At 72.1% G+C, this 22,196-nt stretch carries 25 protein-coding genes; 8 read left to right on the forward strand and 17 right to left on the reverse strand.

Annotated elements, in window-relative coordinates; all coding sequences use genetic code 11:
* Positions 1 to 2: 2 nt before the first annotated feature.
* Positions 3 to 305, forward strand: coding sequence for a contact-dependent growth inhibition system immunity protein (locus ACYVKX_RS08865; protein WP_460830894.1), 303 nt, complete (start codon positions 3 to 5; stop codon positions 303 to 305).
* A gap of 90 nt (positions 306 to 395) precedes the next feature.
* Here ACYVKX_RS08865 and ACYVKX_RS08870 read toward each other — a convergent pair whose 3' ends face one another.
* Positions 396 to 557 carry a hypothetical protein gene (locus ACYVKX_RS08870; RefSeq protein WP_460830897.1) on the reverse strand — a complete coding sequence of 54 codons (162 nt, stop codon included), beginning with the start codon at positions 555 to 557 and terminating at the stop codon, positions 396 to 398.
* A gap of 25 nt (positions 558 to 582) precedes the next feature.
* Here ACYVKX_RS08870 and ACYVKX_RS08875 point away from each other — a divergent pair, with 25 nt between their 5' ends.
* Complete coding sequence (locus ACYVKX_RS08875) at positions 583 to 1,194, forward strand: hypothetical protein (RefSeq protein WP_460830899.1); 612 nt, start codon at positions 583 to 585, stop codon at positions 1,192 to 1,194.
* A gap of 172 nt (positions 1,195 to 1,366) precedes the next feature.
* On the opposite strand, the gene ACYVKX_RS08880 is transcribed toward ACYVKX_RS08875, so the two are convergent.
* The 10 genes from ACYVKX_RS08880 to ACYVKX_RS08925 all read right to left on the reverse strand — a co-directional run bounded on the left by ACYVKX_RS08880 (position 1,367) and on the right by ACYVKX_RS08925 (position 11,614).
* Positions 1,367 to 1,867, reverse strand: a complete 501-nt coding sequence (locus tag ACYVKX_RS08880) for a DUF4234 domain-containing protein (RefSeq protein WP_460830903.1) — start codon at positions 1,865 to 1,867, stop codon at positions 1,367 to 1,369.
* A gap of 106 nt (positions 1,868 to 1,973) precedes the next feature.
* On the reverse strand, positions 1,974 to 3,818 hold the full coding sequence (locus ACYVKX_RS08885) for a GH39 family glycosyl hydrolase (protein WP_460830907.1): 1,845 nt from the start codon (positions 3,816 to 3,818) through the stop codon (positions 1,974 to 1,976).
* Entirely contained in the window at positions 3,815 to 5,353 is a 1,539-nt protein-coding gene (locus ACYVKX_RS08890) for a glucoamylase family protein (protein ID WP_460830911.1), read from the reverse strand. The genes ACYVKX_RS08885 and ACYVKX_RS08890 overlap by 4 nt, the downstream gene beginning before the upstream one ends.
* A gap of 10 nt (positions 5,354 to 5,363) precedes the next feature.
* Positions 5,364 to 6,185, reverse strand: coding sequence for a carbohydrate ABC transporter permease (locus ACYVKX_RS08895; RefSeq protein ID WP_460830915.1), 822 nt, complete (start codon positions 6,183 to 6,185; stop codon positions 5,364 to 5,366).
* A gap of 1 nt (position 6,186) precedes the next feature.
* A complete protein-coding gene (locus ACYVKX_RS08900) occupies positions 6,187 to 7,059 on the reverse strand; it encodes a carbohydrate ABC transporter permease (RefSeq protein ID WP_460830918.1) in 873 nt (290 codons plus the stop codon).
* Between the two features lies 1 nt (position 7,060).
* Positions 7,061 to 8,341: a sugar ABC transporter substrate-binding protein gene (locus ACYVKX_RS08905; protein ID WP_460830920.1), complete on the reverse strand. Its 1,281-nt coding sequence runs from the start codon at positions 8,339 to 8,341 to the stop codon at positions 7,061 to 7,063.
* Positions 8,338 to 9,327 (reverse strand): LacI family DNA-binding transcriptional regulator, encoded by a 990-nt coding sequence (locus tag ACYVKX_RS08910; RefSeq protein WP_460830923.1) that lies wholly within the window; start codon positions 9,325 to 9,327, stop codon positions 8,338 to 8,340. The genes ACYVKX_RS08905 and ACYVKX_RS08910 overlap by 4 nt, the downstream gene beginning before the upstream one ends.
* Before the next feature lie 298 nt (positions 9,328 to 9,625).
* Positions 9,626 to 10,057 (reverse strand): hypothetical protein, encoded by a 432-nt coding sequence (locus ACYVKX_RS08915; RefSeq protein ID WP_460830926.1) that lies wholly within the window; start codon positions 10,055 to 10,057, stop codon positions 9,626 to 9,628.
* A gap of 32 nt (positions 10,058 to 10,089) precedes the next feature.
* Positions 10,090 to 11,079 (reverse strand): aldo/keto reductase, encoded by a 990-nt coding sequence (locus ACYVKX_RS08920; protein WP_460830928.1) that lies wholly within the window; start codon positions 11,077 to 11,079, stop codon positions 10,090 to 10,092.
* A gap of 4 nt (positions 11,080 to 11,083) precedes the next feature.
* Complete coding sequence (locus ACYVKX_RS08925; RefSeq protein WP_460830931.1) at positions 11,084 to 11,614, reverse strand: hypothetical protein; 531 nt, start codon at positions 11,612 to 11,614, stop codon at positions 11,084 to 11,086.
* Positions 11,615 to 11,659: 45 nt separating this feature from the next.
* Between ACYVKX_RS08925 and ACYVKX_RS08930 the strand changes: the two genes are divergently transcribed.
* Complete coding sequence (locus ACYVKX_RS08930) at positions 11,660 to 11,803, forward strand: hypothetical protein (protein ID WP_460830934.1); 144 nt, start codon at positions 11,660 to 11,662, stop codon at positions 11,801 to 11,803.
* Here the strand turns inward: ACYVKX_RS08930 and rlmC are convergent.
* A complete protein-coding gene (gene rlmC / locus ACYVKX_RS08935; RefSeq protein ID WP_460830937.1) occupies positions 11,770 to 12,888 on the reverse strand; it encodes a 23S rRNA (uracil(747)-C(5))-methyltransferase RlmC in 1,119 nt (372 codons plus the stop codon). The genes ACYVKX_RS08930 and rlmC overlap by 34 nt on opposite strands.
* Before the next feature lie 67 nt (positions 12,889 to 12,955).
* Between rlmC and ACYVKX_RS08940 the strand changes: the two genes are divergently transcribed.
* Positions 12,956 to 14,395, forward strand: a complete 1,440-nt coding sequence (locus tag ACYVKX_RS08940; RefSeq protein WP_460830940.1) for an MFS transporter — start codon at positions 12,956 to 12,958, stop codon at positions 14,393 to 14,395.
* An 18-nt stretch (positions 14,396 to 14,413) separates the two neighbouring features.
* Here the strand turns inward: ACYVKX_RS08940 and ACYVKX_RS08945 are convergent, their stop codons facing one another.
* On the reverse strand, positions 14,414 to 15,961 hold the full coding sequence (locus tag ACYVKX_RS08945; RefSeq protein ID WP_460830942.1) for a fibronectin type III domain-containing protein: 1,548 nt from the start codon (positions 15,959 to 15,961) through the stop codon (positions 14,414 to 14,416).
* 77 nt (positions 15,962 to 16,038) lie between these two features.
* Between ACYVKX_RS08945 and ACYVKX_RS08950 the strand changes: the two genes are divergently transcribed.
* A complete protein-coding gene (locus ACYVKX_RS08950; RefSeq protein WP_460830945.1) occupies positions 16,039 to 17,142 on the forward strand; it encodes an acyltransferase family protein in 1,104 nt (367 codons plus the stop codon).
* A 39-nt stretch (positions 17,143 to 17,181) separates the two neighbouring features.
* On the opposite strand, the gene ACYVKX_RS08955 is transcribed toward ACYVKX_RS08950, so the two are convergent.
* Entirely contained in the window at positions 17,182 to 17,421 is a 240-nt protein-coding gene (locus ACYVKX_RS08955; RefSeq protein ID WP_460830948.1) for a DUF433 domain-containing protein, read from the reverse strand.
* A gap of 104 nt (positions 17,422 to 17,525) precedes the next feature.
* Here ACYVKX_RS08955 and ACYVKX_RS08960 point away from each other — a divergent pair, with 104 nt between their 5' ends.
* The 3 genes from ACYVKX_RS08960 to ACYVKX_RS08970 are packed head-to-tail and all read left to right on the forward strand — an operon-like array spanning position 17,526 to position 20,196.
* Positions 17,526 to 17,681: a hypothetical protein gene (locus tag ACYVKX_RS08960; RefSeq protein WP_460830952.1), complete on the forward strand. Its 156-nt coding sequence runs from the start codon at positions 17,526 to 17,528 to the stop codon at positions 17,679 to 17,681.
* Complete coding sequence (cmtR, locus tag ACYVKX_RS08965) at positions 17,675 to 18,052, forward strand: Cd(II)/Pb(II)-sensing metalloregulatory transcriptional regulator CmtR (protein WP_460830957.1); 378 nt, start codon at positions 17,675 to 17,677, stop codon at positions 18,050 to 18,052. Before ACYVKX_RS08960 ends, cmtR begins: the two co-directional genes overlap by 7 nt.
* The gene (locus ACYVKX_RS08970) at positions 18,049 to 20,196 is read left to right on the forward strand and encodes a heavy metal translocating P-type ATPase (protein WP_460830961.1); all 2,148 of its coding nucleotides are present in this window, start codon (positions 18,049 to 18,051) and stop codon (positions 20,194 to 20,196) included. The genes cmtR and ACYVKX_RS08970 overlap by 4 nt, the downstream gene beginning before the upstream one ends.
* Before the next feature lie 100 nt (positions 20,197 to 20,296).
* Here the strand turns inward: ACYVKX_RS08970 and ACYVKX_RS08975 are convergent, their stop codons facing one another.
* From ACYVKX_RS08975 to ACYVKX_RS08985, 3 genes are all read right to left on the reverse strand, one after another.
* Positions 20,297 to 20,485, reverse strand: a complete 189-nt coding sequence (locus ACYVKX_RS08975) for a hypothetical protein (RefSeq protein ID WP_460830963.1) — start codon at positions 20,483 to 20,485, stop codon at positions 20,297 to 20,299.
* Positions 20,486 to 20,749: 264 nt separating this feature from the next.
* On the reverse strand, positions 20,750 to 21,610 hold the full coding sequence (locus ACYVKX_RS08980) for a GNAT family N-acetyltransferase (RefSeq protein WP_460830965.1): 861 nt from the start codon (positions 21,608 to 21,610) through the stop codon (positions 20,750 to 20,752).
* Positions 21,611 to 21,746: 136 nt separating this feature from the next.
* Positions 21,747 to 22,115, reverse strand: coding sequence for a VOC family protein (locus ACYVKX_RS08985; protein WP_460830967.1), 369 nt, complete (start codon positions 22,113 to 22,115; stop codon positions 21,747 to 21,749).
* Positions 22,116 to 22,196: the final 81 nt, after the last annotated feature.

The raw sequence follows: 22,196 nt of genomic DNA on the forward strand, positions 1-22,196 counted from the left end.
TCATGACCCCGACACCGGCACTGCGACATCTTCTCGGCGCCTATCTCAACCAGGACTGGTTCGACTTCTACGCGGATGAGAAGTCGGCCGTGGACGACTTCGTGAAGGAGTCACCGGACTTCGTCGACGGGTTGCCGCGCGAGATCGACCGCCTCCTGTCGGAGGTCACGAACGACCCTCAACTTGAGACGTATCTGGTCTCGATCGGGTGTGAGTACCAGCCGAGTGCGAACCTCGGATATCGGGAGTGGCTCAAGCAGATCGCCGATCGTGTCAGGTCCGCGGTCACCGCGCCCGGTAGCTGAACATCTCCCACCCCGACCGTCACGACGTCATACGGACAGAGCAAGGGGAAACACCGTCCGTATGACGTCCCGCCGCAGGCGCCCAGCAGGTCAGTGGGGATCCGGTGCCGACTCGTCCAGCCGGTCGCGCAGCCGGTCGCGGACCTCCTCCGGCGTGAGCTGCGCGCGTTGGCGCTGGTCGCGCGCGATGATGGCCCCGGTGGCGGCGACACCCGCCACCCCTGCGAGCCCGACCCACTTCCACAGCTTCACGACGACTCCTTCCGGGAGGACGACGATGACCGAGAGCCAGCTGACCCTCGACGAGGCGGTCGACCTGACCCGCACCGGAGACCTGTGGCTGTTCCGCGGACGCTCGACCGCCGACCACGCTATCCGGGTTCTGACCAACGCGCCCGTCAACCACGTCGGCATGGCGGTCGTGCTCGACGACCTGCCGCCGCTGATGTGGCACGCCGAGCTCGGCAAGGGACTGCTGGACGTCTGGACCAACAGCCACCACCGCGGAGTCCAGCTGCACGACCTGCGCGCAGCCGTCGAGCAGTGGACCGGCCGCTACAAGCAGCGGGCCTGGCTGCGCCAGCTCGACGCCGAGGTCACGCCCGCGATGGAGGACGCCGTCCTGCGGACGATCGCGCGCCTCGACGGCACCCCGTTCCCGGCCACCGCGAAGCTGATCGGCCGCTGGGCGCGCGGCCGGGTCCGGCGGGCCGCCTCGGCCGAGCTGACCTACTGCGCCGAGGTGGTCGCGGCGACGTACGCCGCGATGGGCCTGCTCGCCGGCGACCGGCCGACCAACTACTACGACCCGGGCAAGTTCTGGTCCGGTGACGACCTCGACCTGCTCCGCGGCGCCCGGCTGGGCGAGGAGATCCGGGTCGCCACCTGACCTGACTTCTCGGGCAATTCCTGACGTTGTCAGGTGTTGCAACCCCTGACAACGTCAGGGATCCCCGGCTGACCGGGGAAACCGACAGCGCCGACCCCAGGAGCGCCACAACGTCATCCGACCCGGCCGCCGGAGCAATCAGGTCGGACGACGTACGGAGCCAGAAGGGCGGTCAGCCCTGGGCGCCCTTGGACCGCCAGTAGTCGTTGAGCGCGTTGTTGGTCTTCACGAACCACACGATCGCGCCGACGAAGAGCAGCCAGCCGAGCAGCACGAACCACAGGCCGGTGGCGGCGGAGACGGGGGCCTGGCGGCCGTCGCGCTGGTAGAGCTTCCCGACCTCGGAGGAGGACAGGAACGGGTTCACGAAGCCGACGAAGATCGCCAGGATCAGCGCGATCGGGCCGCCGATGCCGTCGCCGCTGTGCTGCTTCATCTCCTCGTGGGTCTTGTAGTACCAGTACCAGCTGTAGAAGCCGAGCGTCACGATCGTCAGCAGCACGCAGGTACCGGTGCTGCGGACCGTGCCGATCGGTCCGGTGCTCGGCACCGGCGCGAAGCCGGCGACCGGCGCGGCCGGGACGGCGGGGGCGGGCACCGCGCCGGCGTCGTACGGCGGCGGGGCGGACGATGTGGACTGCTCGGCGGGGACGGGCTCGTTGGTGTCGGTCATCGCAGGTCACTCCTCGGGAGCGGGATCGAGTCGACTGAGGCTATGTCCCGACGCTATCGCAGCAAGAGCGAATCGCCGGTGGACTGGACCGGAGCTCGGGCCGGAGTCAGCCGAGGGCGAGCGTCAGCAGGCTCATCGCCGGCATCGGCAGGTCGACCTCCACCAGCGCACCCCCCGCCGCGTCCGCCACCACCGGCTCGGCCGGCAGTTGCTCGAGCCGGTCGGCATCGCGCAGCGCGGCCCACTGCTCCTCGTCGGGCCAGTCCTGGCCGGGCCGGCGCAGCGCACCCCACACGGCGGCCACGTTGGAGTGGTGCTGGTCGACCCGCTCGTGCGCGAGGGAGTACGTCGCCCCCGGCTCGAGCCCGGAGAGCGACACCCGCACCGACCGGGCCAGGGCGTCCGAGCCGGCCGCCTTGGTCTGGTCGAGGGTGAGGTTCCACAGCAGCACGGAGACCGAGTCCGCGGAGGCAGCGGCCAGCGCCTCCACGAGCGAACCGCCGCCGTCGCCGGTGAGCGACACCGACAGCCGCCGGTCCCCCAGCCGCGACAGCATCGCCAGCGCCCACCACCGCGGCTTGCGCAGCTCGCCGACCGTGCGCAGCCCGAACCCGCCGTGGGTCAGCGCCGGCGGCCGGCCGAGCTCCTCGAAGTGGTCGGAGACGACCCAGTAGGACAGCGCCTCGATCCGGCCCATCGACGACGCCATCCCGCGCAGCAGGAAGGTGCCGGCGAACACCGCGTCGCTGACCTCGTTGAAGTGCGTCGGCGTCACCCCCCACTCTGTCCACCAGATCGGCGTCCCCTCGCGGCCGTAGCGCGCGAGCGTCGGCCGGAAGTCCAGCGGCGGCGAGCCGTAGGTGTGGGTCGTCACGAAGTCCACGGGTACGCCGGTGGCGTCGGCGTGTGCCAGCAGCTCCTCGACCCAGCCGGCCGCCGCGGACGACGGCCCGCCGACGCGCAGGCGCGGGTCCACCGAGCGCACCGCGGCCGCGGTGACGTCGTAGAGGTGGAGGTACTCCTCCGGCGTACCGGACCAGAACACCTCGAGGTTGGCCTCGTTCCACACCTCGAAGGACCAGTGCTCGACGACCTCCTCGCCGTACCGCTCCAGCAGGTGGGCGGTCAGGTCGCGCACCAGGTCGTGCCAGCGCTCCCAGTCCTTGGGCGGCGACACGATCGCGCCGTACTCGAAGACCGTCTTGGCCGGGTCCGAGGCCAGGTCGCGCGGCATGAACGACACCTCGACCACCGGGTAGAGGCCCAGCGACCGGACGTGGTCGTAGACCCGGTCTATCCCTGCGAAGTCGTGGACCGGGACGCCGTCCTCCTCGCGGTAGACCGCGAGGTCGTCGCAGAGGATGCCGTGGGCGCGCACGTGCGTGACGCCGAGCTCCTCGTGCGCGGCCCGCAGCGCAGAGGACAGCTCCTCGCCGACGACCCGGCCGCCGGTCGTGTCGGTCGACAGCGCGTGCGAGAGGTGCTCGGAGCCGATCATCGGCCGCCACGGGCGGTCGAGTACGCCGAGGTCCGACTCCACGTCGACGGCGACCGTGACCGGCCCGGCCGACCAGGCCGGCGTCGCCGAGACCGGCGCCGAGAACGCACCGGAGACCTGCACGTCGGAGAGCGAGGAGACGGCGTACCACCGCTCCTCCCCCGGCGTCCCGGTCGTGTCGACGTACGGCGGGTGTGGGACCGCGAGCACGTCGCGGCCCGCGTGGTCGAGCTCCTGCCAGGGCCCGTCGGGCCCGTCGGCGTGGTGCACCTGGTAGCCCACGGCGCCCTCCACCGGCTTCCAGTCCAGCGTCACCTGGGCGCCGCCGGCGGTCGCGACCAGCCCGTCGGGCGGGTCGAGGACCGGGGCGCTGCCGGAGAAGGCAGCTCCCGTCCGCAGGCCGATCCGGGACTCCCAGTCGCCGCGTGCATCTCTCTGGGGTGCATCCGTCATCGGGCGAAGACCTCCTGCCGCATCAGCGGGCGCAGCTCCCGCTCCATCGCACCGCGGGCGACGTAGCGCCGCATGCCGTCACCGGCCAGCGCGTTGCCGAGCGCGGCCATCACCATCCCCTGGTCCAGCGAGAGGTACCGCTTCGAGACGTCGCCGCTGCGCACCGCGATCGCGTCGTAGAAGCCGCCCCTGCCGTAGGCGTCGAAGTCCCGCGCGAGGTTGGCCAGGTTCCGCATCGCCGCGCGCGGCGCGTAGCGCAGCGCGAGGAACGACGCGTGCGGGGTGACCACGCCGTCGCCGTACTCCGTCGGAGCGGGCGAGCCCGCGCGACAGCCCGCGAACGGCTGGTCGACGGTGGTCCGCTCCTGGTCGCTGGTGTAGCCGGGCCCGTCGAGGCCGAGCTGGTCCACGCCGTACTCGCGGTAGCCGCCGGCGGGGTTGTTGGACGGCGAGAAGCCCCAGTAGCCGTACTTCGCCTCCTTCATCCCGTGCTGGATCTGGCCGCGCACGTACGCCGGGTGGTTGCGGCCCCACGACCGCGGCCCCCACCTCTCCTCGGGCACGAACAGCGGCACCATCAGCGCCTCGAACATGCTGCCGCCCCAGGTCGGCACGATGTTCTGGCCGCGGTAGGGCAGCGCGCCCTCGAAGACCCGGATGTCCTCCCCGTCGACCGAGTAGGTCCTCCAGGAGCCGACCGGCTTCGTCTCGGTCCACGCCCAGTCGCAGGTGTCGTTGGGGAAGGTGCGGTAGGTGCCGAAGTAGTGCTTCCTCGGGATCTGCCCGGCGGCGATGCCGAGGTAGGACGCCATCCGCGGCTCGGTGTTGAACGCGCCGTAGTGGTGGCCGGTGTACCAGACGTCGGTGCCCATGCCGCAGTAGTCGCCGGTCACGGCCGCGGGGTCGGACGGGTCCTCGTCCCAGAAGCCGCCGCGGAGCTGGCCTCCGGGCCCCTCGGCCTCGTTGTAGTAGCAGCCGAAGTTCATGTCCTCGCGGATCGCGTTCGCCTTCGCCGCCAGCGACGGCTCGGCCCGCGCGGCGAGCAGCAGCCCGGTCGCCAGCCAACCGTTGTCGACGCTGGAGAGGAACGGCTTGATCGTGCTGCCGTCGGTCGGGAAGGTCCGCAGCTTCTCGCCGGTGCTCGGGCTGTACCAGTTGTAGAACATGCCCGACGCCTCGTGCCGCTCCAGCTTCGCGACCGACGCGATCGTCCGTGCCATCCGCTGCCTGGCCTCACGCGAGCCGATCAGCCCGATGTCGCGGGCCGCGACCGTGCTCCAGAGGTAGGCGCCGATGTTGGTCGGCGAGGTGTACGCCGCCCGCGAGTCCGCCTTCAGGGAGCCGCCCACGTTGTCGGCCGGCAGCCCGGTCCGCGGGTCGACCATCGCGGCCACGGAGCGCCAGGTGTCGGCGGCGTACCTCTCCAGTGTGCGTGGGGGTCTCGGGCTGTCGGCGGTGGCCGCCGGGGCCGTGAGCAGCGTCGCCACGAGGGCGAGCAGGGCAGCGAGCACAGGGAAGCGCACCGAGTTGCGCATGGGATCTCCTTTACTTGATACCTGTCATGGCGATGCCCTGCATGATGAAGCGCTGCAGGAGCAGGAAGACCACGAGCACGGGGATGACCACGACGACCGAGCCGGCGAGGAGCAGTCCGTACTGCGTGGCGTTCTGGCCGACGGCGTACAGCGCGAGCGCGACCGGCAGCGTGTACTTGTCCTCCGAGGTCGCGACGACCAGCGGCCAGAGGAAGTTGTTCCAGGACGTGAGGAAGGTGAGTACGCCGAGCGTGGCCAGCGCCGGTCCGCACAGCGGCAGGATCACCCGCGCGAAGATCGTGAGCTCGCCGGCGCCGTCGACGCGGGCGGCCGAGATCAGCTCGTCGGGCAGGCCGAGGACGTACTGCCGCATGAGGAACACCCCGAACGGCCCGGCCAGGAACGGCAGGATCATGCCCGGCAGCGTGTTCGCCAGCCCGAGGTTGGTGGTGAGCACGAACAGCGGCACGAACGTCACCACGCCCGGCACCATCAGCGTCGCGAGCACCACCCCGAACAGCACCCGCTTGCCCGGGAACTCCAGCTTCGCCAGCGCGTAGCCGAGCATCGAGCAGAACACCAGGTTCCCGAGCGTCACGGCGAGCGCGACGATCGCGGAGTTGAGGAAGTACGTCGGGAAGTCGAGCCGGGTGAAGAGCTCGGTGTAGTTCTCCGTGGTCACCGTCTGCGGCCACAGGGTGGGCGGCACGGCGCGCACCTCGGCCTCGGGCTTGAACGACGACGACAGCATCCAGGCGAACGGGCCGACGACGAGCAGCAGCCCGGCGGCGAGGACGCCGTACAGCCAGCGCGGCGTGCGAACGGCCTCCATGTCAGTCCCTCTCCCGCAGCAGCCGGAACTGGATCAGCGTCAGCACCACGATGGCCAGGAACAGCAGGTAGCTCGCCGCGGCGGCGTACCCGTAGTTGCCGTAGCCGAACTGGTCGTAGGTGAAGAACGTGACCGACCGGGTGGCGTCCAGCGGGCCGCCCCTGGTCATCACGTAGGCCTCCTCGAAGAACTGGAGGTAGCCGATGCCGGTGATCACCGCGCCGAAGAGCAGCACCGGCCGCATCGCCGGCAGCGTGATGTGGCGGAACCGGCCCCATGCGGACGCGCCGTCGACCTCGGCCGCCTCGAGGTGCTCGCGCGGGACCGTCTGGAGGCCGGCCAGGAAGATCACCATCAGCGTGCCGAAGTTGCGCCACACCGCCATCAGCACCAGCGACGGCAGCGCCAGCGCGGTGGAGTTCAGCCAGTCGAGGCCGGTGATCCCGACCCAGCCGAGCACGGTGTTGAAGACGCCGCCGTCCTCGCGGTACATGTACTTCCACACCACCGAGACCGCCACGATGCTGGTGACGACCGGCAGGTAGAACGCGACCCGGAAGAAGCCGCGGAGCCGGCGCACGCTGTTGAGCCCGACCGCCGCGAGCATCGCGACGCCCATGGTCAGCGGCACGCCGAGCAGCAGGTAGAGCAGCGTGTTCAGGGTGACCTTGCGGAACGCCGGGTCCTGCACCAGGTCGGCGTAGTTCGACAGGCCCGCGAAGTCGACCGCGAACGGCGTCCGCAGGTCGGTGCTGCGCATGTCGGTGAAGCTCATGCCGAGGCTGGCCAGCACCGGGCCCGCGGTGAACACGAGGAACACCGCGACGAACGGCGAGGCGAGGATCCACCCCGCGACCGCCTGCGACCGGGACACCTCAGAGCCCGGTGCCGATCGACTGCGCCTCGGACTGCATCTGCTTGGCGGCGTCCGCCCCCGAGATCTTGCCGCGGGCGGCCTGCTCGATGAGCGCGTCGATGCTGCCGGCGACCTGCTCCCAGGTGGGTACGGCGGGCGGCGACTGCGCGCTGCCCAACTGCTCGCCGAACACCTGCAGCTGCGGGTCGTCGGCGAGCTTGCCGGAGTCCCACGCACTCTGGACGGCCGGCAGGTCGCCGACCTCGTCGTAGAACGCCTGCTGGGTCTCCGGCTCCGAGAGCCACCGCACCAGCTTCCAGGCGCCGTCGGGGTTCTGGGCGTCGTTGAAGACCGCGAGGTCGCCGCCGCCGACGAACGACGTGCCGATGCCGTCGCCCTCCGGGCTGGGCAGCGGCGCGACCGCGTACTGGCTCTTCTTCACGCCCGCGTCCTCGACCAGGCCGGTGTGCCACGGCCCGGAGATGAACGAGCCGAAGGTGCCGTCGGCGAAGCCGCTCTCGAGCTCGCCCGGGTCGACGGCGCGATCGATCGAGAGGCCGTCCTGCACGAACGAGGCGTAGTAGTCGATCGCCTCGGCCGTCTCCGGGGAGTCGATCGTGTACTCCGTGCCGTCCTCGTTGGTCAGGCTCGCGCCGTTCGACCAGGCGAACGGCAGCGCGGTCTGCCAGGAGCCGGTCTGGCCGGGCTGGACGTAGAACGGGTACTTCACGCCGGCCTTGTCCTTGAGGTCGTTTGCGAACCGGGTGAGCTCGTCCCACGACGTCGGCGCCTGGTCCCAGCCGGCCTTCTGGGCCAGGTCGGTGCGGTAGTAGAGCACGCGGGTCTCGACGTACCAGGGCACGCCGTACGACGTGCCGCCGACCTCCGTGGACGCCCAGGCGCCGGGGAAGAAGTCGCCCTCGTCGACCAGGCCCTCCGGCGTCGGCATCAGGCCGCCGGCCTCGGCGAACTCGCCCATCCAGGTGGTGCCGACCAGGCTCACGTCCGGCGTTTCGCCGGCGGTGATGGCGTTGGAGAGCTTCTGGTACGCCGACTCCCACGGCACGGCGGTGACCTTCACGTCGGCGTCCGGGTTGGCGTCCTCGAACTCCTGGACGAAGTCGCCGAGCACCTCGCCCTCGGTGCCCATCGCCCAGACCTCGATGGTTCCCTTCGCCTTGCCATCGGAGATCGCGTCGCTCTGGGCCTCGCCGCCGGCCCCGGCGTCGTCGCTGCGCCCGCAGGCGGTGAGCACGAGGCTCACGACCGCGAGCCCGACGAGGGTGGTCCTGATCTTCATCTGCTGTCCTTCCCGAGAGTGGTGCTGCTGCGTACGACGAGCTCCGTCGGGAGCACCTCGTGACGTGCCTGAGTCCGGTCGCCGGTGATCAGCTCGTCCAGCAGCCGGGCGGCGGTCGCGCCGAGCTCGCGCATCGGCTGCCGCACGGTCGTGACGCCGGCGTACCGCGCCGCCATCACGTCGTCCCAGCCGGTGACCTTGACCCGGCCGGGGATGTCGACCCCGGCGGCCCGGAGCCGGCCGAGCATGCCGAGGGCGAGCTCGTCGTTGGCGCAGACGAACGCGTCCGGGAGCGCCTTGGTGAGGTAGTCGCCGACGACGTGGGCGCCGGCCTCCTCGTCGAGCTCGTCGACGTGGTGGAGCTCGACCTCGGCGGCGCCGGCGGTGGTGACCTCCTGGACCCCGGCGAACCGCTCGGCCACGTCCGGCGAGGTCGAGGGGTCGCCGACGTAGACCAGGCGGCGGGCGCCGAGGTCCAGGAGGTGCCGGGTGAGCGCTCGCGCGCTGTCGCGGTTCTCGGCGTTGACCGCGTCGACGCCGGCCAGCGGCGGACGCGCGACGAGCACCAGGTGGGCGCCCCGGGCGGCGAGCCGCTCGATGACGTCGTCGGACACGGTACGGCCGAGCACGACCAGCCCGTCGCAGCGCTCGGCCATGGCGAGGACCGCCTCCTCGGCGTCCGCACGCCCGCGCGTGGAGAGGATCAGCACCGAGCGCCGCAGCTCGGCGGCGACGGCCTCGTAGCCGAGCACGACCTCGGCGTAGTAGGGGCCGGAGAGGTCGGGGAAGACGATGCCGTTGGCGGCGTGCCGGCGCTCGGCGAGCTGACGGCCGAGGTGGCTGGGCACGAACTCGAGCTCCCCGGCGACCGCCATCACCCGCTCGCGGGTCTCCGGCCGGACCGCCCCGGAGTCGCGCATGACGCGCGAAACGGTCGCAATGGAGACGCCCGCCTGGCGGGCGACGTCGCGGATCGTGGCACGCACGGCGTCACCTCCCGAGGCCGCCTAGGTCGAGCTTGTCGAGACCTGTGTAACCGGTTACACGACCGTAGGAGCGATCCCTGCGACGTGTCAACCCTCACATCGGCCCGGTCTGCGGATCCGCGAGGCCACCGGCCTGACGTCGGGCCTTTGTCGGGCTGGCCGGAGCCTGCGCCGTGACTTGCCAGGCTCTCCCTGACGTTGTCGGGTGTTGCAACGCCTGACAACGTCAGGGATCCCCGGCTGACCGGGGATCCCGACCATCAACGCTCGCGCGAGTCGCCCAGGACGTCGAGACGGCTCACGGCAGCGACCAGACGCCCGGGCGGCCCTTGCTCATCGCACCCTCGGCGATCAGCGCCTGACGGGCCCGGCGGGCGGCGTACCGCCAGCGCAGCTCGCCCTCGGGCGTGGTGCCGCGGTCGGCCTCGGTGAGCTGCTCGGCCATCCGCTCCTCGAGTACGCCGAAGAGTTCCTCCTGCTCGAGCTCGCCGCCGGACTCCGCCAAGACGGCCAGGATGTTCGGCTTGAACGCATCCGGTGGCGTCCACTTCCGCGGCACGCTCCGCGTCGGCGCGGCCCTCGTCACGACCGGCCGGCTCGCCCGCGGCGTCGCGGTGCGCGGGGTCGCCGTGCGCGCGGTCGACCGCGGCGGAGGCGGGGCGGGCGGGTTGCCGTGGATGCAGGTGGACTTCGGGAGGTCGCACAGGTCGCAGTAGTCCTCGGCGCTCATCGGGGCCAGCCTAGGCGACCGGCCGCGAGCTGCTACCAGCGGCCGTGCACGGCCGCGCGGAAGTGCCGGTCGTAGAGGTCGCGCACGCCGTCGAGGAACGCCGGCGGCAGCGGGTCCGCGTCGCCGGCGGCCGCATTCGCCCGAGCCTGCGCGGCGTTGCGGGCGCCGGGGATGACCGTGGTGACGCCCGGCTGCTGCCAGACCCACGCGAGCGCGACCTCGGCCGGGCTCAGCCCGGTGGGGCCGACCGCGTCGATCAGGTCGGCGAACTCCCGCGCCGCGCGTACGCCGGTCGCGTAGTCGACGCCCGAGAACGTCTCCCCCACGTCGAACGCCTCGCCGTGGCGGTTGTAGGTGCGGTGGTCGTCGGCGGCGAACGTCGTGGACGCGTCGTACCGCCCCGAGAGCAGGCCGGACGCCAGCGGCACCCGCGCGACGATCCCCACGCCGGCCGCGGCCGCCGCGGGCAGCACCTCGTCGAGCGGCTTGAGCCGGAACGCGTTCAGGATGATCTGGACCGACGCGACGCCCGGCCGGGCGATCGCCGAGAGCGCCTGGTCGCAGGTCTCGACGCTGACGCCGTACGCCGCGATGGCCCCCTCGGACACCAGGACGTCGAGGTCGTCGTAGGTGCGGTCCGCGTCGATCACCACGGACGGCGGGCAGTGCAGCTGCACCAGGTCGAGCGTGTCGACACCGAGGTTGCGGCGGGACCGGTCGGTCCAGGCGCGGAAGCTCTCCAGCGTGTAGCTGGACGGGGTCTGCTCGGCACGCCGCCCCATCTTCGTGGCGACGGTGAGGTCGGGATGCGTCTCCAGGAACCGGCCGATCACCTGCTCGCTGCGGCCGTCGCCGTACACGTCCGCGGTGTCGAGGAAGGTCACGCCGGCGTCGGCGGAAGCCTCGAGCACGGCGAGCGCGTCGGCCTCGGAGACGTCGCCCCAGTCGGCGCCGAGCTGCCAGGTGCCGAGGCCGACGACCGAGACCTCGCGGCCGGTCCTCCCGAGGGTGCGCTGCTCCATGGCCTCAGGCCGCGTAGGAGCGGACGCGCCTGGTCAGCCGGTCCACGCCCGGGACCCGGTCGACGGTGCGCTCGGGCTCGCCCTGGACGAACGACCGGACCGACACCGAGAACGTCGTGGACGGCGCCAGGCAGCTCGGGTCGAGGCGCGCGATCGACTTCTTGCCGATCATCCGCAGGGACGCGCATCCGCGGTCGCCGATCTCGCGCCCGCGGCCGTCCCAGCCGCGGGCCTTGTAGACGCGGTACTCCGAGAAGGCGTAGCCGGTCAGGTAGATGTCGGGGAGCCGGTCGCCGTCGGTGTCGAACCAGAACGCGACGCCGTCGCCGGAGCGGACCCGGCGGTCGTGGGTCACGGCGACCTTGGCCTTCTTCCCTGCGGCCGGCGCGGCCGTGAGGGTCGTCGAGACGATGTCGTAGGCCTTCCGGGGCTCGACGCGGTCGGCGATCGTGCGCTCGGTCGGCAGGGCCGCCGCGGCGGGGGCGGCGGGCGCGAGCAGGCCGAGCGCCAGGACAGGGAGGATCAGGCGACGCATGGCCCCAGTGTCCCCCACTGTCAAGCGTCACCCACAATCAAAGCCATGGCGTACGACGAGGAGCTGGCCGCCCGGATCCGCGACCACGTCCAGGGCGTGGACCCGCCGGTCTCCGACCTCGAGCGCTGGGTCGACATCGGGATCGGGTCGCGAGCTCACTGCCGCCGAAGGAGGACGAGCACCTCGTAGTGCGCGGTGTTCGGGAACATGTCGAGCAGCCGCCCACGCACCGGCCGCAGTGACGGCATGGACTCCAGGTCGCGAGCCAGGGTCTGCGCGTTGCAGCTCGAGTAGAGGACATGGCCGACGCCGGACGCCTCGAGCCAGCCGCCGAGCTCCGGCCCGATCCCGCGCCGCGGCGGGTTCACGACGACCAGGTCGGGAGGCGCCGACGAGGCCAGGGCGTACGCCGTCGCGTCACCCGCCTGGAAGCAGACCTCCGCCAGCCCGGCGGCCGACAGGGTCGCCGACGCCACGGCCTCGGCGCTGATCTCGATGCCGGTGACCGCTGCCCCGCCTCCGGCGACCGCGAGCGCGAAGCCGCCCACGCCGCAGTAGAGGTCCCATACCGTGCGCGGCGCCGCCTCGGCGGCCCAGGCGCGACCGAGCCGGTAGAGCTCGTCGGCCATCGCGGTGTTGGTCTGGAAGAAGCTCTGCGGTCGCAGGTGCAGGTCGAGCCCGGCGACGCGCATCGTGAGCGTCTCCCGCTCGGTCAGCGCGATCTCCCGGTCGCCCTCGAGCACCGCCTTGTGCTCGGGCTGGAGGTTGACCGACGCCACGGCCAGCGCCGGCAGCGACGCGCGCAGCCACGGGAGGTGCTTGCGGATCCGCGCGACCGGCTCCTGCGAGCGCAGCACGAAGCGCACCATCAGCTCGCCGTCCGGCGACTCGGTCACCAGCAGGTGCTTCAGCTCGCCGCGACGCGACGGCACGTCGTACGGCGCCAGGGCGGCCCGCGTGACGAACGCGGCCAGCACCGGCAGCGCCGCCCGGATCCCCGCCGTGTGCAGCGGGCAGTCGCGCAGGTCCACCCCGGACCCGGCCGGGTCGAGGATCCCCAGCGTCGGCTCCGACACCGTCCCGTGCACGACCATCTTGGCCTTGTTGCGGAAGCCCAGCTGCGCCGAGGCCACCGGCGGCGCCCAGGCCATCGCGGGCAGCAGCTCCTCGACCCGGCGCTGCTTGGCGGCCAGCTGGGCGTCGTACCGCGTCCCGAGCCAGCTGCACGACCGGCACCGGCCGGCCGCGAAGTGGTGACAGAGGGAGGTGGGCATGGCCGGTCCAGGCTACGGAACCGACCCCTGCGGAATGAATGGGCCGGCGCCCGAGTTGCGGCAGTACGTGACCGCACCCCTCGCCCGCCGGACCGACCACCGGGTGACGTTCGTCGTGCTCTGCCTCGGGGTGGCGTCGTTCTCGCTGCTGCAGTCGATGGTGAGCCCGGTGCTGCCGACGATCGCGACGGCGCTGGACACCGACCAGGCGACGGTGACGTGGGTGCTGACGGCGTACCTGGTCTCCGCGTCGGTCTTCACCCCGATCGTCGGCCGGGTCGGCGACAAGGTCGGCAAGGAGCGGATGCTGGTGGTCGCGCTGGCGGCGCTGGCCGTCGGCTCGCTGCTCGCCGCGGTCGCGACCAGCATCGGCGTGCTGATCGTGGCCCGCGTCATCCAGGGCGTCGGCGGCGGCGTGCTGCCGCTGACGTTCGGCATCGTCCGCGACGAGTTCCCGCGCGAGAGGGTCGCCGGCGCCATCGGTACGGCGGCCGCGCTGCTCGCCGTGGGCGGCGGCGTCGGCCTCGTGATCGCCGGGCCGGTGGTGGAGGCGCTGAGCTGGCACTGGCTGTTCTGGATCCCGATGGGCATGACGACGGCGGCCGCGCTCGCCGCCGCGCTCTGGGTGCCCGAGTCGCCGGAGCGGGCGCCCGGCCGGATCAACGTCGGCACCGCGCTGCTGCTCTCGGCCTGGCTGGTCGCCCTGCTGCTCGGCGTCAGCCAGGGCCACGTGTGGGGCTGGGGCTCGGCCCGGGTGATCGGCCTGTTCGTCGCCGCTGCCGTCCTGCTGCCGGTCTGGGTGCTCGCCGAGGCCCGCAGCGCCGAGCCGCTGGTCGACATGGAGATGATGCGGATCCCGACCGTGTGGACGGTCAACCTCGTGGCCCTGCTGTTCGGCTTCGGGATGTACTCGATGTTCGCGTTCCTGCCGCAGTTCCTGCAGACGCCGGAGGCGTCCGGCTACGGCTTCGGCGCGAGCGTCACCGAGTCCGGCCTGCTGCTGCTCCCGCAGACCGCGGCCACGTTCGTCGCGGGCATCCTGGCGGGCCGGCTGGCGAGTCGCTTGGGCTCCAAGCCGATCCTCGCCCTCGGCGCCGCGCTGACCGCCCTCGGGACGCTGGGGCTCGCGGTCGCGCGCGACGACCTCTGGCTGGTGCTCGTCGAGACCACCGTGCTCGGCCTCGCGTTCGGCCTCGCCTTCGCCGCGATGTCGAACCTCGTCGTCGACGCGGTCCCGCAGTCCCAGACCGGCGTCGCCAGCGGCATGAACACCAACATCCGCACCGTCGGCGGCGCGATCGGGTCGGCCGTGCTCGCGAGCGTCGTCACCGCACAGGTCCAGCCGAACGGGTTCCCGGTCGAGTCCGGCTACACCGCCGCCTTCGTGCTCCTCACCGCCACCTCGGGCGCCGCCGCCGTGGTCGCGGTCCTCGTCCCCGTCGTGCGCGCCCGCACCCACGTCGTGCCGGGCCCGCAGGCCGAGGCCGAGGCCCTCGCCGGAGCCTGACGCCTCGGGAGGATTCGGCTACCTGGTCCGCACGTACCTCGTCCACGCGATCGCGCCCCACCCGATCGCGTTCTGGGCCCGGACGCCGACCCGCAGGCGCTTCCCCGCCGGCAGCCCCGTGATCGTCTTGCGCAGCGCGTCCGGGCCGAGCGCGATCGTGCGGCCCCGCACGGTGAGGCGGTACGCCGTCACCGGGTTGCCCCGCCCGGCGGCGGCCGCCCATCTGACGGTGACGCGCTTGACCCCCGGCTTGACCGAGGAGATCGTCGGGGCCGTCGGCACCAGCTCGGGCTCCGGGTCGGGCGCGGGCGGCGCGATCTCGATCGCGAGCACCTCGCCCGCGAGGCGCAGCGGCAGCTCGGTCGCCGTGCGCCGGGCGACCGGCTCGGCCGACGTACTCGGCCGGTAGACGGTGAACGCCCTCGGCGAGTCGAAGCTCAGCGTGGCGTCGGCCGGCTCGACCGGGATCGGCTGCTGGGTCACCGGATCGAAGATCGAGACGTCGCGCCAGAGCAGCAGCACGAACCGGCCGTCCCGCTTCTGGGTCAGCAGGTAGCGCGTGTCGGCCGGCAGCCCGGTCGCGGCGATCGACAGCGTGGCCGGGTCGAAGGCCGGCCCGGGATCGGCGAGCAGCGCGAGGAGCCGCTTCATCGCGGTGTAGGCCGGCTTCGGCGAGAGGTCGTAGTTCAGCAGCCCGAAGTTCGCCTCGGGGTTGGTCTGGTCGGGGTCGTCGAAGGAGTCGATGAGCTCGTAGCTGTACATCCGCTGCTCGCCGCGGGCGACGTGCTCGAGCAGCAGCCGCGGCAGGTAGGCGCCGGCGACGTCCTCGGGCACGCCCGGGTTGCTGCCGGTGTTGTTGACCGCGTTGTGGTAGCCGGCCTCGGTGGTCACCAGCGGCTCGTCGGGCAGCGACTCGCGGACCGCCCGGGTGATCCGGGTGATCTCGTTGGAGGGCTGGTAGCCGCCCGGGTACATGTGCGCGTTCGCGATGTCGGCCCAGGGCGACAGGTCGCCGACCTGGGCGTAGTTCCAGCGGAACGCCAGCGCCGGCGACAGCACCGGCAGCTGCTCGGTCGCGGGGTTCGCCTTGGCGGCGGCCCAGAGCCGCTGCTGCCAGTCGAGCACCTGGGGGACCCACTCGGCGGGATCGTCGGGGCCGAACAGGTCCCACTCGTTGGCGCCCTCGATGCTCTCGACCGCGCCCGGCGGCAGCCGGTTCGCGACCACGTCGACGTAGTCCTGCGGGGTGCCGACGCCCGGGCGGCCCATGATCAGGTTGAACCCGATGCCCTGCTCGGCGACCTTCGCGATGGCGGCGTACTGCCGCGGCGCGTCGAGGTAGAGGTCGTCGCGGACGTGGCGGACGCCGAGGTCGGTGAGCGCCCGGAGGACGGCGTCGGTGTCGCGGTAGGGCGTGTCGAGGAAGTTCAGGTGGATGCCGACGCCGTAGCTGTCCACGACGTCGTCGGCCGACATCGCCTCGATCTCGACGGCGGCCGCGCGGGGGCTCGGGCGGTCCGCGGCGGAGGCCCCCGGCGTCGCGGCGAGCGCGAGCGCGACGGCCACCGCGGCCGCGAGCGGAGCCCGACTAGTCCTCCCCATGCGTCGCATAACGGACGGCTCCCGTTCTTCGTTACGGGCGCATGGCGGGGACGGGGCGCTTCGACTACCTGGACGGGATCCGTGCGGTCGCGATCGCGGTCGTGCTCGCGCTGCACTGGTTCAGCTGGTACGTGCCGCTCTTCCACGGCGGCGTCATCGGCGTCGACCTGTTCTTCGTGCTCAGCGGCTTCATCATCACCACGATGCTGTGGCGCGGCTCCGGCGGGTACGCCGCGTTCCTGCGCCGCCGCGTGGTCCGGCTCTACCCCGCGCTGCTCGGGCTCGTGGCCGGCTCGATCCTGCTGTACGCCGTGGTCCCGTCGGCCCCGCTCGACCCGGTCGAGGTCGCCCGCCGCGGCCTCCTCGTGCTCACCCAGACCTCCTCGGTCTGGGCGGCCGGCCAGGACGGCAGCCTGTGGCTGCCCGCCCTCCAGCCGTTCGGCCAGACCTGGTCCCTGGCGGTCGAGTGGTACTTCTACCTGCTCTGGCCGGTCTTCGTGATCGCCGCGCGGCGCCGCGGCTGGACCGCCCGCCGGCTGGCGCGGGTCTCGCTCGCCGTCGCCGCGGTGGCGTACGCCGGATCGCTCGTCCTCGGCGCGTTCTGGTTCTACTTCGGGCCGACCGCGCGGTCCGCCGAGCTGCTCGTCGGCGGCGCACTGGCGCTGTACTACCTCTCCGACGGCCACCCCGCCCCCGGTCAGCGGCCCTCCACGGTGCCGGCCGTCCTCGCGCTGACCGCCGTCGCGGCGTACTCCCTGCTCGGCCCGGACGGCGCGAGCCCCGTCTACCGCTACCTCGGCGTGCCGGTCGCGGTGCTCGCCGCCGTGGTGCTGATCCACACCGGCTACCGCGACCGGGGCGGCCCCGTGCACCGGCTGCTCGGCCACCCCTGGGTCGCCGCCGTGGGCCGGCACAGCTACAGCCTCTACCTCTGGCACATCGTGCCGTTCCTACTGCTCGCAGACGCCGCCGCACCGAAGCTCCTCCTCGGCCCGCTCGCGGTCGCGATGGCGGTCGCGCTGACCGCGCTCAGCTACCACTACCTGGAGCGACCGTTCCTCCGCACCCGCAGCGACGTGCTCACACCGCCCGAGCCGAGCCCTTCACGGCGATGGGCGACTCCCCCGCTTCGCCAAGGACCCTAGCCAGCAGCCTGGGTAGCTGCTGATCGACCAGGAACCCGGTCACGCCACCACGCGTTGACGGCGGGCCGCGGTGTCGAGCGCAGCGAACTCCAACACAGCGAGGATGTCGTCGCGCTCGAGCTCGTCGTAGTCGGCGAGGATCTCCTCGCAGGTCATGCCGGACGCGAGCAGCTCCAGGACGTCCTGCACCCGAAGCCGCATCCCGCGGATGGTGGGCGCGCCGTGACAGACCAGCGGATCGACCGTGATCCGGTCCAGACGCCTGCCAGCCTGGCTCATGCTCGAAGCCTACGTCATGGCGCCGCCCGGACGCGCCGCAATCCGCCGTTGAGCACTCCCCTTTGAAGCCCAGGGACGATCCGCTGTGGCGCTACCGTCCGTCCATGAGGATGCCGATGGAGCGGCGGTCGAAGCGGCTCGCTGGCCGTCGCCGCGGTGGCGTACGCCGGATCGCTCGTCTCGGCGCGTTCTGGTTCTACCTTCGGCCCGACCGCCCGGTGGGTGAGGTCAGCAGGCAATGTATAGTCACCGCATGCTGACCATTGCTTCGCGGGCGGAGGTCATGAACCGGCTCGGCCGCGCCATGGCCGACCCGACCCGCTCCCGCATCCTGCTGGAGCTGCTCGACGAACCGGGCTATCCCGCACGCCTCGCAGACGCGCTCGACCTGACCCGCACCAACGTGTCCAACCACCTGGCCTGCCTGCGCGGCTGCGGCCTGGTGGTGGCCACTCCCGAGGGTCGCCAGACCCGCTACGAGATCGCCGACCCGCACCTGACGAAGGCGATCACGCTCCTCGTCGACACGGTGCTGGCCTACGACGACGGCACCCCGTGCGCCCAACCCGACTGCGGCGTCCCGATGTGCTGCGACACCTCTACCGACCGCATCTCGGAAGGATCACGATGAGCGACGAGTGCTGCGGCGCCGACGAGCCGCGCAGGAGGAAGGCGAAGGACGGCGCGGCCCGCCGCATGCTCACTCTCACCCCGGCCACCACCCCAGTTGCCGCTCCGGAGACCGAGGGGCGTCAGGACGCGTGCTGCGCATCCGACGGCCCGGTACGCGCGGCGGCCCCCGTGGACGAGGGCGACGCCTGCTGCGGGCCCGACGAGGGCGGGCACGCCCACGACGACCTCGCCGTCCGGCCGCCGCTGTGGCGCGACCCCGCGATGCTGCCCTCGGCGATCTCGGGGGTGGCGCTGCTGCTCGGGTACGCACTGGGCTGGGCCGGGCTGCCGACCGCCGGGCTGGTCGCCCACTGGGTGGCGCTGCTGGTCGGTGCGTGGACGTTCGTCCCGGGCGCGCTGCGGCGCCTGGCCCGCGGTCGTCTCGGTGTCGGCCTGCTGATGACCATCGGCGCCGTCGGCGGGGTCCTGCTGGGCTACGTCGGCGAGGCCGCCGCGCTCGCCTTCCTGTTCTCGCTGGCCGAGTCGCTCGAGCACCGGGCGCTCGACCGGGCGAAGGAGGGCCTGCGCGGGCTGCTCTCCCTGATCCCCGACACCGTCCGGGTCGCACGTCCCGACGGCGACCAGACGATCCCGGCGGCCGACGTACGACGCTCCGACGTCCTGGTCGTCGTCGCGGGTGAGCGCATCGCCACCGACGGCATCGTGACCGAGGGACGCTCCAGCCTGGACACGTCCGCGGTCACCGGCGAGTCGATCCCGGTCGCGGTCGGTCCGGGCGACCGGGTCCTCGCGGGGTCGGTCAACGGATCCGCCGCCCTGCGCGTCGAGGCGACCGCCGACGGTAGCGACAACTCGCTGACGCAGATCGTCGCGCTGGTCGAGCAGGCACACGCCCGCAAGGGCGAGCGGGCCCGGCTGGCCGACAAGATCGCCCGCCCGCTCGTGCCGACGGTGCTCATGATCTCCGTGCTCGTCGCGGTCGTCGGGTCGCTGCTGGGCGACCCCGACGTGTGGATCGTGCGGGCCCTGGTCCTGCTGGTCGCCGCCTCGCCGTGCGCCCTGGCCATCGCCGTGCCGGTCACCGTGATCAGCGCGATCGGCGCGGCCTCGAAGTTCGGCGTCGTCGTCAAGTCCGGGCAGGCCTTCGAGGAGTTCGGCACGATCCGCACGGTCGTGTTCGACAAGACCGGGACCCTGACCCGCAACGAGCCGCAGGTGGTCCACGTCGCGGCCGCAGCCGGCGCCACCGAGGACGAGGTCCTCGCTCTCGCCGCAGCCCTCGAGGCCAGCAGCAGCCACCCGTTGGCCGACGCCATCACCGCAGCCGCTCCCGGGGCGGCCTCCCGCGTCGCCGTCGCCGACGTCACCGAGGGAGCCGGGCACGGGCTGACCGGTCAGGTCGACGGACGCCGCGTCCGCGTCGGCAACGTGCGGTGGCTCGACCCGCAGGACCTCACCGGCCGTGCCGATGCCATGGCGGGCGAAGGCATGACCGTCGTCGTCGTCGAGGCCGACGACCGCGTGCTCGGGCTGATCGGCGTGCGCGACGAGCTGCGCCCGGAGGCCGCCGAGACGATCGCGATGCTGCACGAGCGTGGCATCCGCACGGTGATGCTCACCGGCGACAACGCCCGGACGGCACACGCGCTCGCGGCCGAGGCCGGCATCACCGACGTACGGGCCGAGCAGCTGCCCAGCGACAAGGCCGCGGCCATCGCCGCCCTCGTCGCCGAGGGCCCGACCGCGATGGTGGGCGACGGCATCAACGACGCGCCGGCGCTGGCCACCGCCACGGTCGGCATCGCGATGGGCCTGAAGGGCTCGGATGCGGCCATCGAGTCCGCCGACATCGCCTTCACCGGCACCGACCTGCGCCTGATCCCCGGCGCCCTCGCCCACGCCCGCCGCGGCCGCCGGATCATGACGGCCAACGTCGGCCTGGCGCTCCTGCTCCTCGTCGCGCTGTTCCCGCTCGCACTGCTCGGCATCCTCGGGCTCGCGACGATCGTGCTGGTCCACGAGATCGCCGAGGTCGTCATCATCCTCAACGGCGTACGCGCGGCCCGCCGGCCGGACATCGCGCACACGGTGGGCGCGGCGGCCACGACCCGGGAGCGTGAACTGGTCCACTCCTCCAGCTGAGTACCGCAGCAGGTCGCGGTCGTAGGTCGCCCGGTCGGGCACGAGGAAGGCGATCGGCTGGTCGGCCAGCAGGAAGTCCGCCCACACAGTCGCAGACGTTCTACCTCTTGGTGGCGATGCGGTAGGTGGTGGCGGGCGATCGGTCGTCGCTCACCACCGCCGTTCCGCCGACCGTACCCGCGGGAACGGTGACGCTTGCGACGAAGCCAACGTCGTCCTTCTCCACTCGGGGAATGAACTCGCCGAGATGGATGCGCCTGCCGTCCGGAAGGGTCACCGTCAGGTTCACAGAGCCTAGGGAAGTGCTGATCAATGCGGGTGGATGCCAGCGTCGTCCAGGTCGTGCGATGGCGAGGCGCCGGAGCGTGGGCAGACTGGGCGTCTTTCGAGCGACGGCAACGAAGCCAGCGTGCGTGCCTGGGCGGCGTCTGGCGCCGCCCTTGAATTGATCAGTGCTTCCCTAGGGGTTCAGGCTCGCTGCGCTCCCCCGTGTCGTTGCAGGTCGAGGCGTAGCCGTGCCCGTAGATCTCGACGGTTCCGCCAGGGCTGACGGTCACGCGTGGGTCCGCAGACAGGCTGTCGGGCGGTTTGCCCGACGGGTCGTTATCGAGCCAAGGTCCAGAGCAGCCAGCCCCCGAGTCGGGGTTGTCGTTCGCCGAACTGGTGCCGCAGCCAGACAGGATGAGCAACGCTCCCGCAGATGGGCACCCAGCGGTTCGATCAAGCCGGGTCGGCCGGGCCCTGCCGACCACACCGTCGTCCCCGCGACGGCGTTGCCGTCACCGTCGTACGCGACCAGACAGCGAGCCCGCCGGTACGCCGAGGAGGCCGCCATCGTGCGCCAGCGATCCACAGTGAGCGTGGAGTTCGGGAACGATGCCCGCCCGACCGCGACCCGGTCCCGCACGAGGCGGTCGTCGACGTGGTCCGCGTCGAGCGCTTCGACCCGGAGGCCACGGTCCTGCACCAGGCTGGCCTCCACCGGGTTGGCCAGGTCGCGACGCAGCGGAGTCCAAGCCTCGTCGGGCACCCAGCCGCTGCGACGGAGGAGAGCTCGGAAGGCGGCGCCGAACCGGGCCTCCACGGATCCCCTATCGGCCGGCAGCACGCCCCGCTCCGGATCTGACAGATCGGCCAGAAGCTGAGCGGCGAACACCTCGTCCTCGTCGACGGTCGGCGCGATCGCCATCCGGATCAACCCGTCCTCGCGGTCCACTGTGCCGGCGGCCAGGATCTGCCCATCACGACGCCACACGCGAACCGTCGCGGCCAGCGCCGGCGTGCCGAACCTCCAGGCCCAGCCGAGGTCGCCTGGATGGAGCTGGACCGGCGCACCCTCCGCCTGCCAGAGCGCCACTGCCTCGACGATCTCATCCAACAAGGCGGGCGATCCGGACTGGAGCGTGATCGACATGCGCCGATCAAACCACCCTCTTCCAGCCAGGGCGTGTCTCCCAGATGTCTCGCACATCGCGCCAAGGCCGGAGCCACCGGATGGGCGCCGACCCCGGTGTGTTGAGGATCGGCGATCTCTCGGTGGCGTCCGACCGTCAGGTCCGGTCGTGAAGGGTGATCTGGTAGCCGTCGGGGTCCGCGAATGCGAAGGTCCGTCCGAAGGGGCCGTCGAAGGGTTCGGTGACGATGGCGTGGTCGTCGGCGGCGAGAGCGTCGTGGATGGATTGGACGTCAGTGGCGTGGAGCCAGATCGCGGCGCCGATGCCGGGCTGGGTGACGGATGTGAAGTCGGTGCCGGGGATGATGTCGCGGAGCGCGAACGCGATGGGCTTCGTCTCGAAGACGACGGCATGCGGAGGCCCGGCTGGCGAGCGGACGAGGCCGAGATACTGCTCGTAGAACGCCTGCGAGGCGTCCAGGTCGCGCACCTGGAGGGAGATGAAGTCGGGGCCGGTGACAGGCATGGCACTCCTTTTTAGGCTCTTGTGACGCATCCGTGGGTGGTTGAGCGCGCCTTGGAGTGAGAACACGCCGTTCCTGTCTAG

The organism is Nocardioides hungaricus, assembly GCF_054782915.1.

Coding starts and splice junctions, on each gene's coding strand:
- ACYVKX_RS08865 (WP_460830894.1), top strand. CDS start 3: ATGACCCCGACACCGGCACTGCGACATCTTCTCGGCGCCTATCTCAAC.
- ACYVKX_RS08875 (WP_460830899.1), top strand. CDS start 583: ATGACCGAGAGCCAGCTGACCCTCGACGAGGCGGTCGACCTGACCCGC.
- ACYVKX_RS08880 (WP_460830903.1), bottom strand. CDS start 1,867: ATGACCGACACCAACGAGCCCGTCCCCGCCGAGCAGTCCACATCGTCC.
- ACYVKX_RS08885 (WP_460830907.1), bottom strand. CDS start 3,818: ATGACGGATGCACCCCAGAGAGATGCACGCGGCGACTGGGAGTCCCGG.
- ACYVKX_RS08890 (WP_460830911.1), bottom strand. CDS start 5,353: ATGCGCAACTCGGTGCGCTTCCCTGTGCTCGCTGCCCTGCTCGCCCTC.
- ACYVKX_RS08895 (WP_460830915.1), bottom strand. CDS start 6,185: ATGGAGGCCGTTCGCACGCCGCGCTGGCTGTACGGCGTCCTCGCCGCC.
- ACYVKX_RS08905 (WP_460830920.1), bottom strand. CDS start 8,341: ATGAAGATCAGGACCACCCTCGTCGGGCTCGCGGTCGTGAGCCTCGTG.
- ACYVKX_RS08915 (WP_460830926.1), bottom strand. CDS start 10,057: ATGAGCGCCGAGGACTACTGCGACCTGTGCGACCTCCCGAAGTCCACC.
- ACYVKX_RS08920 (WP_460830928.1), bottom strand. CDS start 11,079: ATGGAGCAGCGCACCCTCGGGAGGACCGGCCGCGAGGTCTCGGTCGTC.
- ACYVKX_RS08925 (WP_460830931.1), bottom strand. CDS start 11,614: ATGCGTCGCCTGATCCTCCCTGTCCTGGCGCTCGGCCTGCTCGCGCCC.
- ACYVKX_RS08930 (WP_460830934.1), top strand. CDS start 11,660: ATGGCGTACGACGAGGAGCTGGCCGCCCGGATCCGCGACCACGTCCAG.
- rlmC (WP_460830937.1), bottom strand. CDS start 12,888: ATGCCCACCTCCCTCTGTCACCACTTCGCGGCCGGCCGGTGCCGGTCG.
- ACYVKX_RS08950 (WP_460830945.1), top strand. CDS start 16,039: ATGGCGGGGACGGGGCGCTTCGACTACCTGGACGGGATCCGTGCGGTC.
- ACYVKX_RS08955 (WP_460830948.1), bottom strand. CDS start 17,421: ATGAGCCAGGCTGGCAGGCGTCTGGACCGGATCACGGTCGATCCGCTG.
- ACYVKX_RS08960 (WP_460830952.1), top strand. CDS start 17,526: ATGAGGATGCCGATGGAGCGGCGGTCGAAGCGGCTCGCTGGCCGTCGC.
- cmtR (WP_460830957.1), top strand. CDS start 17,675: ATGCTGACCATTGCTTCGCGGGCGGAGGTCATGAACCGGCTCGGCCGC.
- ACYVKX_RS08970 (WP_460830961.1), top strand. CDS start 18,049: ATGAGCGACGAGTGCTGCGGCGCCGACGAGCCGCGCAGGAGGAAGGCG.
- ACYVKX_RS08980 (WP_460830965.1), bottom strand. CDS start 21,610: ATGTCGATCACGCTCCAGTCCGGATCGCCCGCCTTGTTGGATGAGATC.
- ACYVKX_RS08985 (WP_460830967.1), bottom strand. CDS start 22,115: ATGCCTGTCACCGGCCCCGACTTCATCTCCCTCCAGGTGCGCGACCTG.